10 protein-coding genes are annotated in these 13,383 nt (G+C 67.4%); 7 read left to right on the top strand and 3 right to left on the bottom strand.

The window, feature by feature from the left end:
• Window positions 1–35: 35 nt before the first annotated feature.
• Window positions 36–983: an alpha/beta hydrolase gene (locus NO366_RS00650; protein ID WP_256532391.1), complete on the bottom strand. Its 948-nt coding sequence runs from the start codon at window positions 981–983 to the stop codon at window positions 36–38.
• Between the two features lie 168 nt (window positions 984–1,151).
• Here NO366_RS00650 and kynU point away from each other — a divergent pair, with 168 nt between their 5' ends.
• Window positions 1,152–2,522, top strand: a complete 1,371-nt coding sequence (gene kynU, locus NO366_RS00655; RefSeq protein WP_256532392.1) for a kynureninase — start codon at window positions 1,152–1,154, stop codon at window positions 2,520–2,522.
• Between the two features lie 76 nt (window positions 2,523–2,598).
• On the opposite strand, the gene NO366_RS00660 is transcribed toward kynU, so the two are convergent.
• On the bottom strand, window positions 2,599–3,765 hold the full coding sequence (locus tag NO366_RS00660; RefSeq protein ID WP_256532393.1) for an indoleamine 2,3-dioxygenase: 1,167 nt from the start codon (window positions 3,763–3,765) through the stop codon (window positions 2,599–2,601).
• Window positions 3,766–4,006: 241 nt separating this feature from the next.
• Here NO366_RS00660 and NO366_RS00665 point away from each other — a divergent pair, with 241 nt between their 5' ends.
• From NO366_RS00665 to NO366_RS00680, 4 genes are all read left to right on the top strand, one after another.
• Window positions 4,007–4,858, top strand: a complete 852-nt coding sequence (locus tag NO366_RS00665; RefSeq protein WP_256532394.1) for an LLM class flavin-dependent oxidoreductase — start codon at window positions 4,007–4,009, stop codon at window positions 4,856–4,858.
• A gap of 4 nt (window positions 4,859–4,862) precedes the next feature.
• Window positions 4,863–7,007 carry an oxidoreductase gene (locus NO366_RS00670; protein ID WP_256532395.1) on the top strand — a complete coding sequence of 715 codons (2,145 nt, stop codon included), beginning with the start codon at window positions 4,863–4,865 and terminating at the stop codon, window positions 7,005–7,007.
• A 191-nt stretch (window positions 7,008–7,198) separates the two neighbouring features.
• Window positions 7,199–8,665: a hypothetical protein gene (locus NO366_RS00675; RefSeq protein WP_256532396.1), complete on the top strand. Its 1,467-nt coding sequence runs from the start codon at window positions 7,199–7,201 to the stop codon at window positions 8,663–8,665.
• A 107-nt stretch (window positions 8,666–8,772) separates the two neighbouring features.
• Window positions 8,773–9,936, top strand: coding sequence for an acyl-CoA dehydrogenase family protein (locus NO366_RS00680; protein WP_256532397.1), 1,164 nt, complete (start codon window positions 8,773–8,775; stop codon window positions 9,934–9,936).
• Between the two features lie 176 nt (window positions 9,937–10,112).
• Here NO366_RS00680 and NO366_RS00685 read toward each other — a convergent pair whose 3' ends face one another.
• A complete protein-coding gene (locus tag NO366_RS00685; RefSeq protein ID WP_256532398.1) occupies window positions 10,113–11,255 on the bottom strand; it encodes a lipase family protein in 1,143 nt (380 codons plus the stop codon).
• Window positions 11,256–11,673: 418 nt separating this feature from the next.
• Here NO366_RS00685 and NO366_RS00690 point away from each other — a divergent pair, with 418 nt between their 5' ends.
• The gene (locus NO366_RS00690) at window positions 11,674–12,846 is read left to right on the top strand and encodes an MFS transporter (protein ID WP_256532399.1); all 1,173 of its coding nucleotides are present in this window, start codon (window positions 11,674–11,676) and stop codon (window positions 12,844–12,846) included.
• A 118-nt stretch (window positions 12,847–12,964) separates the two neighbouring features.
• On the top strand, window positions 12,965–13,288 hold the full coding sequence (locus NO366_RS00695; protein WP_256532400.1) for a 4Fe-4S dicluster domain-containing protein: 324 nt from the start codon (window positions 12,965–12,967) through the stop codon (window positions 13,286–13,288).
• Window positions 13,289–13,383 lie beyond the last annotated feature (95 nt).

Below are 13,383 nucleotides of genomic sequence, written 5' to 3' on the forward strand. Positions count from 1 at the left end.
TTGGATTTCGAAGGCACGTCGCGCTCGATCCCGACTCACCCGAGCCTGTCCCGGATCGCGTCTGCCAACGCGTCCATCGCCTCGTCCGCTCGCGAGACGTCGTCGGTGAGACTCAGGAAGCCGTGGGTCATCGACGGGTAGTGATCGTGGCCGGTCTCGACGCCGTGATCGGCCAGCCGCTCGGCGTACGCCGCGCCTTCATCCCGAAGCACGTCGTAACCGGCGGTCACCACCGTCGCGGGTGCGACGTCGGCTACGTCCGGTGCGCGACAGACGGTCGCGAAGGGGTTGTGCTCGTCGACGGGGCTGCGGAGGTACTGGTCCCAGAACCAGCGGACGTCGGCCTCTGTCAAGAGGGGGCCGTCGCCGTGCTCGGCGTAGGACGGGCGACCGAAGCGACGATCGGTCATCGGGTACAGGAGGAACTGGCCGTCGAGGTCGAGTCCCCCGTCTCGCGCCCGGATCGCCGACGCGGCCGCGAGGTTCCCACCGGCGCTCGTCCCGGCGACGCCGAGGCGGTCGGGGTCACCGCCCAGTTCGTCGGCATGGTCGGCGGCCCACTCGAGGGCGGCGAAGGCGTCGTCCGTCGCGGCCGGGAACGGATGCTCGGGCGCGAGTCGGTAGTCCACCGAGAGGACCAGTGCGCCGGCGCGGCTGGCCAGTTCGCGACAGATGTTGTCCGAGGAGTCGAGCGTCCCGAGCGTCCAGCCGCCGCCGTGGGTGAAGACCAGCGTCGGCGGGTCCTCGCGGTCCGGCCGGTAGACGCGGATCGGCAGGTCGCCGCCGGGGCCGTCGATTTTGAGATCTCGTACCGTCCGCAGGTCGGGACTGGCCCCGCCGGAGAACACCTCGTCCTCGATGCGCCGCGCGCTGTCGACCGACAGCGCCGACCACTGGGGGACGCCGGCCGCCTCGATCTCGGCGACGACCGACGCGAGTTCCGGATCCAGTTCGTCCGTCGACGCGGCTTCTGGGTCGGACATACGGCCGACATCGGACGGGCGGTAGATGAGTCCTCCGCCCGACGGTGTCGGACGGACACCCGTCTAGAACAGTCCCGTCGAACTGACACCGAAGGTGCACACCAGCGGCGAAATTCGACCGTTCCGGCGTCGAACGCTACTTGTAGGTCGACGACGACACCCGACCACATGACCGGACGCGACGATGGGCCGACCACGGAGGCGGACGACGGCGGACACGATCACAACTTCGACACAGCGGCCGACGGCGGACACGAACACGACATCGAGGCGGGCCGTGAGTACGCCCGCGAGTGCGACGATTCCGATCCGCTCGCTGACTTCCGAAACCGCTTCGCCCTCCCGGACGCCTACTACATGGACGGCAACTCGCTCGGGCCCGTCTCCGACGCGGCCGAGGCGAGTCTGCAGCAGGCGGTCGACCAGTGGCGCGAGCAGGGGATCCGGGGCTGGACCGAGTCGGACCCGCCGTGGTTCTGGTACGGCGAACGCCTGGGTGACGAACTCGCGCCACTGGTCGGCGCCGACCCCGACGAGGTCGTCGTCGGCAACTCGACGACGATCAACATCCACACGCTGATCGGAACGTTCGTGGACGCGCTGGGTCCCGACGATCCACAGGGCGTCCTCGTCAACGACCTCGACTTCCCGACGGACCACTACGCGATCCAGTCCCAGCTGCGCCAGCGGGGGCTCGACCCAGACGAACACCTCCACCTCGTCGAGAGCCGCGACGGCCGGACGATCGAAACCGAGGACGTGATCGACGCGATGGACGCCCACGACGTGGGCATCGTCTTCATGCCCTCGGTGCTGTACCGCAGCGGGCAGCTGTTCGACCTCGAGACGATCACCGAGGCGGCCCACGAACGGGGGATCCTCGCCGGCTTCGACCTCGCGCACTCGATCGGCGTCGTACCCCACGACCTCTCTGGGATCAGCGTCGACTTCGCAGTCTGGTGTTCGTACAAGTATCTGAACGCTGGCCCCGGGGCCGTCGCGGGCCTGTACGTGAACGAACGCCACTTTGGCGAGGACCCCGCCCTCGCGGGCTGGTGGGGCCACGACAAGGAGACGCAGTTCGAACTGAACCTCGACTTCACTCCGGCCGACGACGCCGGTGCCTGGCAGGTCGGAACCGTCCCGGTCTTCAGCGCCGCGCCGCTGTTCGGCGCACTCGAACTCACGCACGACGCCGGCATCGAAGCGATCCGCGAGAAGTCCGTCGACCTCACATCCTACCTGATCGACCTCGTCGACGCACACCTCGCCGACCGCGGCGTCTCGATCGGGACGCCCCGCGATCCGGCCCACCGCGGCGGCCACGTCGCCCTGGAGCACCCAGAGGCCCGTCGCATCAGCGAGGCGCTGCGAGATCACGAAGTGATCGTCGACTTCCGCCCGCCGAACGTGATCCGCGTGGCCCCCGCGCCGCTGTACGTCCGGTACGAGGACGTCTACGACGTCGTCGAGATCATCGCCGACATCATCGACGAGGAGCGCTACGAGGCGTACGAGGCAGAGAACGAAGTGACGTAATCGGCGTACTGGTCAGTGACGAATCGGCAGGCCGAGAGAGTGTCGTGATCGGCGTACCGGGATCGACCGGTTCGAATCACCGCGTCTGGGCCGCCGTCTCCTCCTGCATCACCTGCAGGAACTCCATGTAGTCCGTTCCGCCGGTGCCGGTCGTGTCGCCGGTCACCTCGCGGATGTACTGGATGACCTGCCCGAAGTGGACCCGCCGGAAGGTGGCGAGCGCCTCGGTGCAATCGTTGTACGCTGCGGTGAGATCGTCACGACCCGTCTCGTCGACGTAGGCCCCGATCGCCGGCCCGCGATCGAACGCGTCGATGACCTCGCGGTGGGATTCCGGCATGTAGCTGCGCATGTCGGTGAGCTTCTCGATGAGCTCCGTGGTCTCGTGGTGGACGCCGAGTGCGGCGTCGATCGAGGGGAGGATCGAACTCTGGGCGCCGGATCCGCCGCGGTAGGTCCGCGCCTCGCCGTCGAAGTCGTCGACGCCCTCGTAGACGAGTTCGTCGAAGCCCTCGTAGTACGGACGGTACTCGTGGGCGAAGACCTCGGGATCGTTGCGCTCGGTCATCCGTCGCATGATCTCGGTCTGGGCGTCGATCGAGTCGGCGAGCGTCACCAGTTCGGACCGCAACGCGTCGGGGGTGCCGGCGCGTACGGCCTCCTGAGCGTTCGCGCAGGCGCGGATCGCCTCACCGGCGCGCGCTTCGATCGCGACGTGGATGGCGACGAACCAGCGCTCGTCGTCGTGGTCGGTGAACTGCAAGAGCGCCTCGAGGGACGTCGGGTCGGTGAGCCCGGCCTTCGGTTCCCGACGGGCCCAGTTGTGCAGACAGAGGAGATCGTACGAGAGGACGGGTTTTCGACCGAAGCGGCGCGACGTCTCGACGAGCGGGACGGCGACGGCTTCCGGCAGGCGGTCGACCGGATCGGCGTCGACCTGGTGGACGTACGCGCTCGCGAGGAAGCCGCTTTGTGTGCACAGCCGGATCGCCTCTCGATCGGACAGCGTGGCGATCGCCTCCGGCGAGATAGTCGGAAGCGCCTCGACGGCCGCTCGAAGTGAGCCGTCCGACAGCCGTCGAGACAGCGTGTCTCCGAGTCGATCGAAGGCCTCGAGGTTGGCTCCGAGGCGCGAATCGTGGTCGGTACGGTCGAACGCGCAGAGCGGATCCCGCTCGGGAAGAAATCCCCGGGCCGCAGAGATATCGTGCCGATCGAGCGCGGCTGGGGCGGAGCCAGACATTGCAGAAGCAGTACGAGACGATACGCCATCAATATTTGTCCATATAAAGACACATCGATGGCAGGCGATGCGAGGTACGACGGAGAGTCGGGCGGGAGTGTGAGGGAGTGGGCGTTCGGGCCCAGGTCACGACATCGATGTAAGGTACGGTACACCCATCGGACGGGAGTGGTTCGCTGTCTAACACACCTCGACGGCCGCTACCGTCAGGTATACGTGAGCACATTCCGAGCCTGTGTGTATGCAGGTAGGAATCGGACTGCCGAACACGCTAGACACCGACGGAGAGACGCTCCGGTCGTGGGCCCGGCGCGCCGACGACGGACCGTTCACGAGCGTCGGCGTCTTCGATCGGCTCGTCTACAGAAGTACTGACCCCCTGACGACGCTCGCGACCTGTGCCGGCGTCACCGAGGACGTGCAACTCGTCACCTCGATCGTCGCCGGCCCGTTGCGCAGCGACGCGTTGCTGGCCAAGCGAGCGGCGACCGTCGACCAGCTCTCAGACGGGCGGCTGTCCCTCGGGCTCGCCCTCGGTGCGCGCCGCGAAGACTACGAGATGGCAGACGCGAGCTTCGACGACCGCGGAAAACGCTTCTCGCGCCAGCTGAGTCGCCTCCGCGACATCTGGGAGGACGACGATATCGGCCCCGAACCGGCCACCGACGGCGGCCCGGAGCTGCTGGTCGGCGGCGACAGCGATCCGACGTTCAATCGAGTCGGCCGCTACGGTGACGGCTACATCCACGGCGGCGGCCCGCCGCGAGCCTTCGAACGGAAAGCGGAACAGGCCCGCGCCGCCTGGGACGAATCCGGCCGACCGGGCGATCCGGCGCTCTGGGGGCACGGCTACTTCGCCCTCGGCGAGGAGGCGGCCGAACGCGGTCGCGAGTACCTCCTCGACTACTACGCATTCACCGGACCCTTCGCCGAGACCATCGCGGACAGTCTGTTGACGACCCCCCAGGAGGTGCTCTCGTTCGTCCGCGGCTACGCCGACGCGGGCTGTGACGAACTCCTCTTGTTCCCCACCGTCGCCGACGACGAACAGTACGACGAACTGGAGACGCTCATCGAGACCGAGTGGCGGTGATACGATGCAGGTAACCGTCGTCGGCGGCGGTCCCGCCGGCCTGTACGCGAGTCTCCTGCTCAAGAAGGAGTACCCCGACTGGAACGTCACGGTCTACGAGCGCGACCCCGCGGACAACACCTACGGCTGGGGCGTCGTCTTCTCGGACGCGACGCTGTCGAACCTCAAAGAGGCGGACACGGTGAGCCACGAGCGGATCACCGACGCATTCGTCCGCTGGGACCCAATCGACGTCCACCTCAAGGGCGAGTCAATCCGCTGTGGCGGCCACACGTTCGCCGGCATCATGCGGGCGGACCTCCTCCAGCTCCTCCAGGAGCGCAGTCGGGAGGTCGGCGTCGAACTCATCCACGGCGAGACGATCGAGGAAGACGACGTCGACGAGCTGGCCGCGGAGGCCGACCTCCTGATCGGCGCCGACGGGCTCAACAGCACGGTCCGGGAGACTCACGAGGAGTCGTTCCGGCCGAGCGTCTCGGACGGTAGCGCCAAGTTCGCCTGGTTTGGGACCGCGAAACCCTACGACGTCTTCACGTTCATCTTCCGGGAGAACGAACACGGGCTCTGGCGTGTCCACGCCTACCCCGGTCGGATGAGCACCTTCATCGTCGAGTGTACCCAGGAGACCTGGGAGGCCGCCGGGCTGGACGAGAAAGGAGAAGAAGAGGCCCTCGCGTACTTCGAGGACCTCTTTTCGGATCACCTCGAGGGGTACGACCTGCAGAGCAAGCTCTACGGCTGGCGGAACTTCCCGGTCGTGTCGTGTGGCTCCTGGTCCAGCGGGGACGACATCGTCCTGCTGGGCGACGCCGCGCACACGGCGCACTTCTCGATCGGTTCGGGGACGAAACTCGCGCTGGAGGACGCCATCTCGCTACTCGATGGATTCCGTGAGCACGGCACCGACGTCCGGTCGGCGCTCAACTACTACGAGAAGGAGCGTCGTCCCCGTGTCGAAGGGTTGCAGGACGCCGCAGAGCGGAGCCAGACGTACTTCGAGAACGTCGAACGCTACTGGGACATGGAACCGGAGCAGTTCGCCTACAACATGCTGACGCGCAGCGGGCGGATCTCCTACGACAGTCTCAAACAGCGCGACGTCGGGTACGCCGACGACTACGACCGGTGGTTCGAAGCGAACGCGACCGATGCGGACGTCACGCCACTCGCCGCGCGTCAACCGCTGAACCAGTCGCTCACGCTCCGCGAGACGACCCTCGACAACCGGTTGACCGTCACCCGACCGCCGAGTAATGGGTCGACCGACGGCCGCCCGGGTGCCGACTATCTCGACGACCTCCGCGACCGGGCGCGCGACGGACCGGGCCTCCTGCTGACCGATCCCGTCGCCGTCAGCCCCGAGGGGCGGATCACACCGGGGACGCCGGGACTGTACGACGATTCGCACGTCGACGCCTGGGCCGCGTTCGTCGACGACGTCCACGCGGAGACGGACGCCGCGGTCGGGCTCCAGCTGGTCCACGCCGGCCGGCGCGGGGCCACTCGCCACCGCGAGTACGGACTCGACCGACCGCTCCCGTCGGGCGACCGCTGGGAGCTGTACGCCCCGTCCGCGAAGCCGTACGTCCCCGGCGGACCGAAACCGACGGCCGTGGACGCCGACGACTGCGACCGGATCCGCGACGACTTCGCCGAGGCCGCCGAGCGCGCGGCCGAAGCCGGGTTCGACTACCTGCAGCTTCACGCCGGACACGGCTACCTCCTCTCGTCGTTCCTCTCGCCGCTGACGAACGACCGCGAGGACGAGTTCGGCGGCTCGCTCGAAGCGCGGATGCGATACCCGCTCTCGGTCTTCGACGCGGTCCGTGAAGCCTGGCCGGACGAACGACCGCTCGGAACGGCGCTCCAGGCCACCGACTGGAACCTGAGCGGGCTGAAGACTCGCGAATCGCTCCAGGTCGCCCAGGCGCTCGCCGACCGCGACTGCGACCTGCTCTCGATCGTGGCCGGGCAGGCGACCGTTCGCGAGCGACCCCGCTACGACCCGACCGTCCTCGCCGACTTCACGGAGACCTACCGGAACGAGACCGGAGTCCCGGCGCTGTCGACGAACTACGTGACGACCTACGACGAGGTCAACACCCTCGTCGGCGCCGGCCGCGCAGATCTCTGCACCTACCGGCCCTGATCCGACCGCGGAGTCGATCCCGATCGAGGGTGCATCGGTCGATTGGGGTTCGAAACCGCCCCGTTCCCGGAGTGCCCGGACCGAATCAGCTATCGGTCGCCAGCCGACCCGATTCGACAGCCAAACCCGTGGACTGCAATGGCGCTTTCACCTAGCCGGTGGCTTATGCCGATCTTCGAGTACGTCTCGGTATGGACCGCCGCACCTACCTCGCAGGCGTCACCGCCGGATCGTCCGCCCTCTTCGCCGGCTGTAGCGCCGTCCTCGGCGACGGAGAGCCGTCCGCCGACGAGACGAACGGACCGGGTGACGATCCGGACGCGTACGACGTTCCGGGCGTCCTGGACACCCCGACCGTGGTCGACTTCGAAACCGCCCGACTAACGGCGAGCGTCGTCGGCGGTGGCGTGCACGTCGACGACAGGCTCTCCGGACGGATCGGGTTCGTGGAGCCGGCGACGCCGGAAGGCCCGGCTCGGCTGGTCGCGTCGCTCAGAAACGACGCGTCGTTCGCCGAAACCGTCTACGCGGAGCGGATCCCCTTCCTCGACAGCCCGACGACGGGGCGGACACGAGAGTACGACACGATGTACCTCGCCCCGACGGCCGAGTCGGACCTGGTGGCCGCCGCACCCGAGGCGACACGTGACGAGACCGGCCGGTGGCGGCTGGTCGAGGTCGGGTCGGACTGGTTCCCCGAGGCGGTGACGCTCGATCCGGGCGAATCGATCGAACTCGTGTATCGACTGCTGGGCCATCACGACGCGGACAGGGCGCCGATCGAGGCGGGTCGCTACCGGTTCGGCCACGGCGACGCGTCGTTCTCGATCGCGGTGTGGCCGACCGGCGAACCAGGCCCGACCGATCCGTCGACCCACGTCGGTGTCGACGTTCCGCGGCTCCCGACGCGTGGTGACGAGTCGACGAAACGAGCGACGCGCTGGTTCCACGAGGCGACGAGCGAGTCGGCGGTCTACCTGGAACCCGACGTCGAATCCATCGAGCTCCCCGGCCGCGTCGAGTTCGACTTCGTCAACCGGGCCCGCGAGTTGGCGACCGGCAATCCCTACTACTGGCGCCTCTACAAACTGGTCGACGAGCGGTGGTACCCCGTCTACCCCTGGGGCTGGAACACGCCGCTTTCGTCGGTCCCGCCGGGCGACGTCGACGAGACGGCACTGCACTGCTATCACGAGAACGCGCTCCCGACAGCCGACGGCCGGACGGTCGGCCACCTCGGCGGCGGACGGTACGCCTACACGGTGGATTACAGCGTCGATAACGAGTGGCACGCGGCCCTCTTCGACGTCGAAGCAGAGCCGATCACTGTCGACGTGGCGGACGACGCGACCGTGGCCGACGAGGGCGATCGACTCGTCGTGACGCTGCCGAATCACGCAGACGCGCGCGAACCGACGGCGGTGACCGTCAACCCCACCGGGTCGGCCGGCGAGCGGGTGATCCCCGAGCAGCTGGTTCGACGGCCCTTCCGCGCCTTCAGAAACGCACTCCCGCTGTTCGAACCCGGCGTCGAGCGCGTCGAGGTCCGGACGGATCGCGCCACCGGACTCGGACCCGTGGGGTACGAAACCGACGGAACCCGGACGATAAGCTACGACGGCCGAGTCTACGAGGCGACGGGTGACGAGATCGACTGACCCGAGGGAGAGACGAACGAGTCGAGTGGATCGACAGTCACACAGGTCGACGGCCGTAGCCTGCCGACATAGGAGCGTTTTTCACGCCGGTCGACTCATACCTGTGCATGCTCGACTACGTCTCGCTCGAGGACGACCTCGATGCCGAGGAGCGCATGATCCGCGACACCGCGCGTGAGTTCGTCGACGAGAAGGTCCGCCCCGACATCGCCGACCACTACGAGGCGGGGACCTTCCCCACCGATCTGATCCCCGAGCTCGGCGAGCTCGGCTTCTACGCCCCGAATCTCGAGGGGTACGGCCTTCCGAACGTCTCCGAGACGGCGTACGGCCTCCTGATGCAGGAGTTAGAGGCCTGCGACTCCGGCCTGCGCTCGATGGCGTCCGTCCAGGGCGCGCTCGTCATGTACCCGATCCACGCCTTCGGCAGCGACGACCAGAAGGACGAGTGGCTCCCGTCGCTGGGCGCGGGCGAGGCCGTGGGCTGTTTCGGTCTGACGGAACCCGAGCACGGTTCGAACCCGTCGGGGATGGAGACGTACGCTGAGCGGGACGCGGACGGCTACGTCATCAACGGCTCGAAGACCTGGATCACGAACGCCCCGATCGCCGACGTGGCGGTCATCTGGGCGCGCGATCGATCGGCCGACGGCGAACCGGTCCGCGGCTTCCTCGTCGAGACCGACCGGGACGGCTTCACGGCGACGAAACTCGACGAGAAACTCTCGCTGCGCGCCTCCATCACCGGCGAGATCGGCCTGAACGACGTTCGCGTCCCCGAAGAGAACGTCCTCCCCGGGGTCGAGGGCATGAAGGGGCCGCTGTCGTGTCTCACGCAGGCGCGCTACGGCATCGCCTGGGGCGCCGTCGGCGCCGCCCGCGACGCCTTCGAACAGGCCCGCGACTACGCGCTCGAACGCGACCAGTTCGACGGCCCCATCGCGCGCTTCCAGCTCCAGCAAGGGAAACTCGCCGAGATGGCCACCCAGATCACCACCGCCCAGCTGCTGGCCTACCGCCTCGCCGAGCTCAAAGAACGCGGCGACCTCCGCCCGCAGCACGTCTCGATGGCCAAACGAAACAACGTCCGCATGGCCCGCGACCAGTCTCGCGTCGCCCGCGAGATGTTGGGCGGCAACGGCATCACGCTCGACTACTCGCCGATGCGCCACATGGCGAACATGGAGACGGTCTACACCTACGAGGGCACCCACGACATCCACACGCTGATTCTCGGGCAGGATCTCACCGGGATTGCGGCTTTCGAATAGCGAGGGTTGAGCGTAGCGACGTCCTCGGTTACGCGAACGGTGAGGAACGACCCGTGAGCCCCGAAGGGCCGAGAACCGCGGGATAGCGAACGGGGAGCGGAGGCGACTCGTGAGTACCGACGGGCCGAGTACCGCGAAAGTACGAGTGAGAAGAGCGAGTCAGCTCGTCGACCGGTTCACTGGCCGCGCTCGGTGATGGTGAGGCTGTACTCGCCCCAGCCCTCCTCGGCGTCTACGAGGAGGCCAAGGTCTGTCGCTCCGTCGAGCGAGGCCTGGACGGTTTCGTCGCTTCCAGCGCCAGCCGAGCGGTCGTCGTAGTCGTCTCGCGTGGGTTCGCGGCCGTCGTAGGTGACGAAGAGGTCGAACTCCGCGACCGCTGACGGACTGGTCAGTTCGATCTCGATCCCACACGGTGCGTCGGTGGTCGTGCTGTACGTCGCGGTGTCGCTCCCGTTCCACCACGCGAGAAAGCCCTGTTCGGTGGTGGTCTCGGTTTCGCCGCCGCAGTCGCCACCCCCGTCGTCGCCGTAGTTGTCGAGGATCGACTGGACGCACCCCGGACTCGACTGGTACTCGAGGTGGCCGCCGACGGCGTCGGTGACGTCGACGTCCGCGTAGTTCTCCGGCGTCTCCGCACTCGCGCAGCTGGCGCCGCCGGCGCCCAGGCGGGCGAGGCCGTCGTTGGCCGACCAGTAGTTGTACATACCACCACAGGAGTTGGCGATCGCTTCGTAGTAGCCGACGCCCTGGCAGGGCGCGTCGGCGTACTCGTAGGAGCCGATCATGTCGGCGTTGGCGACGGTGAAGGAGCCATCGATCGCCGCCACGGTCTCCATGGTGACGATTCCACCCATCGAGAAGCCGAGCAGTCGGATCGTCGTCTCGGGGTTCTCCGCGCGAAAGCTGTCGAGCCAGTCGGCGACCATCGGGCCGGTGTCCCGGGCACTTTCCTCGGCCCAGCCGGGAAGGCCGCTGTCGTCCCAGGTGATCGCCGCGACGGTCCCGTCGTAGCCCTGATCCCTGGCGGTCGACCGGAACGTCTCCGCGATCCCCACGCTGTTGCCCGACTGCGTGTAGCCGTGTGCGTGGAAGACCACCTCGTCTCGTCCCTGGGGGCCGTCCGAGACGGGTGGGGTACCGTCGCGGAAGTCGATCTCTTCAATCTCGGCGGTTCGAGAGCCCGTCTCGGCAGGTGCGACACCTGCAATCGACGTGGCTGCGACCGTCACCGACGCGGCGCGCAGGACGCCGCGTCGCGTGAGTGGTCCGGTCGGTTCGTCGGCGTTCGCGCTCTCATCCGTCCGTCTCTGTCGTATCATGGTAGTCACACCGAGCAGTTGTATTATTATCCTTTAAGTAAATATTTATATTTAACCATCCATTTCAGTCTGTGAATTCTCACTGCTCAGTCCGTGCCGATACTCGCGAGTCGTCTGCGGGAAGTACGTGGTCCATCGCTACAGGCACGGCTCTCCCGAGCGGACCGACCACTCGAGGAGTATCGATGAGCGGCCGGTGATTCCACATCCGGCCGTCGTACAGGCGGTCTCCACATCCGGACGTCGGACAGACAGTCAGCTACATCCGGCTGCTGGGGTTCCCGCTGGACGGACGTGCGCGACGATCGACCGGACGTCCGTAGCGGGGCGACCGCTCGTATCGGCGGCCGGTGCCGGAACCGACGATCCTTTTTCCCGACGTCATCAGAGTCGGGTACAGAGGCCGGTGAGAACGCGAATGAGATGGTCCTACAGACGAACGGTACTCTCTCTGTGTACGCTCGCGTTCTTCGCGACGATGGCGGCGCGAATGGCGATCAGCCCCGTCGTTCCACAGATCCGTGCCGACTTCGGCGTCTCGAACACCGTCATCGGCGTCGCGCTGACCGGCCTGTGGATGACGTACTCGCTTTCGCAGTTTCCGAGCGGCGTGCTGGCCGACCGGTTCGGTGAACGGCGCGTTATCCTCCTCGCGCTCGGCGGAACCACGCTCGCGAGTCTGGCGCTCGCGCTGGCTCCCATCTTTCCGGTCTTCGTGCTGGCGACGCTCGCGCTCGGGTCGCTCGCCGGGCTCCACTACAGCGTCGGGACGACGCTCCTCACGCGAACCTTCGACGACGTCGGGAAAGCGATCGGTGTCCACACGGCGGGCGGGCCGATCGCGGGACTGTCGGTCCCTGTTCTCGCGGCCTGGATCGGCGTCCGGTACGGCTGGGAGCCCGCTATCGCCATCGGGGCGGTTGTCGCCGGGGTCACCTTCGTGGCGTTCGCGAGGTTCGTCCGACCGACGGAACCGAAACGACCGGATCAGCCGATGCGCGAGCGGTTCCAGGTCGGGCCGCTGTTCGAACTGCTCACCCGGCCGCCCATCGCGTTCACCGTCGTGATATCGATCCTCTCCGCGTACGTCTGGCAAGCGACGGCATCGTTCCTCCCGACGTTTCTCCACGAGTTTCGCGGCTACCCCGAACCGGTCGCTGGCACCCTCTTCGCGGCGTACTTTCTGGTTCAGGGGATCGCCAGTCCGCTCGTCGGGACGGCGTCGGACCGGTACGGTCGCGACGGGACGACCGCGGTGGCGCTCGCTGTCGCAGCCGCGGGGTTCCTCGTCCTCCTCGTCGTCCCGGGCTGGCTGGCGATCGGAGTCGGCGTCCTCGCGCTCGGCACCGGCCTCAGCTGGACGGCCGCGTTCCTCCCGCGCTTCTTCGACGAGTTCGAACCGGAAGAGGAGGGGACCGGGTTCGGATTCGTCCGGACTGTCTACGGCGTGCTCGGGGCGCTCGGGTCCGTCGGGACGGGCTTCGTCGCAGACCTGACGGACTGGGCCGTCGCGTTCGGCCTGCTCACCGCGCTGCTGGCCCTGATCAGTCTCGTGCTGGCGATCAATTACCGGTTCGACACGGGGTACTGAACGGCCATCTCCCGGTTCGTCCTGAGCCCTGTGACCGCGTCACGACCGGTTTCGACGGAACCGCGATGGTGGTCCGGACATAGATTTAAGGGCCGGCGGCCAGACACTCCTGCTAGCGATGGCCATCGACCCACAGTTCCACGAAAATCGCGAGAATGTAGACGAACACGAGGGACACGCCGTCTGGGGCCCCGTCGACGAACCGGAGGAACTCGGCATCCACGGAACGCACGTCGCCGTCGACTTCGACATCTGCATCGCCGACGGCGCGTGTCTGGAGGACTGTCCCGTCGACGTGTTCGAGTGGGTCGACACGCCCGGCCACCCCGAAAGCGAGGAGAAAGCCGACCCGACCCACGAGGCCCAGTGCATCGACTGCATGCTCTGCGTGGACGTCTGTCCGGTCGACGCGATCGACGTCGACGCCGGACGGACGGCGTAGGAACTTCCGGCGCGCCACTCTGCGTACCCGAACGACTGGTGTGATCTCCACCGAACAGGATTCAAAGCGGTAGCGATTCAGCCGAGATTCGACGA

It is taken from the genome of Halovivax cerinus (assembly GCF_024498195.1).
In the GTDB taxonomy this organism is placed as follows: Archaea; Halobacteriota; Halobacteria; order Halobacteriales; family Natrialbaceae; genus Halovivax; species Halovivax cerinus.